At 67.8% G+C, this 311-nt stretch carries 1 pseudogene; it reads right to left on the bottom strand.

Annotation, left to right across the window (positions count from 1 at the left end):
- Positions 1–220: 220 nt before the first annotated feature.
- Positions 221–311: pseudogene (locus tag ADL03_RS49460) on the bottom strand (GNAT family N-acetyltransferase); the annotation flags it as partial.

Raw genomic sequence — 311 nt, forward strand, 5'->3', positions numbered from 1 at the left:
GTCTGCTGATTCCACACCCAGGTTAAATCTGGCACCCTAGATGAAGTGCTGGGGCTTGGCGGAGCGCGCGTGGTCGACGAGCACGACCTAATTGAAGTAGGAGGTGTGAGGGCCGTTCCCGATGCCCGAGAGCGACCCCGGGCGGGTGGGGTCGTTGAAGTCGCTGTCCGGGAACATGCCCTCGATGGCGGTCCCGGCGCTGGTCACGGGATTCCGCCCCCCACACCTCACCGCCGAGGCGCCACGGGTCCAGCCCCGCGGTCTCGACCCTTGCCGCGACCATGCACGCAGCGACGGGGTCGCTGTCGAGC

It is taken from the genome of Nocardia sp. NRRL S-836, assembly GCF_001279525.1.
In the GTDB taxonomy this organism is placed as follows: Bacteria; Actinomycetota; Actinomycetes; order Mycobacteriales; family Pseudonocardiaceae; genus Lentzea.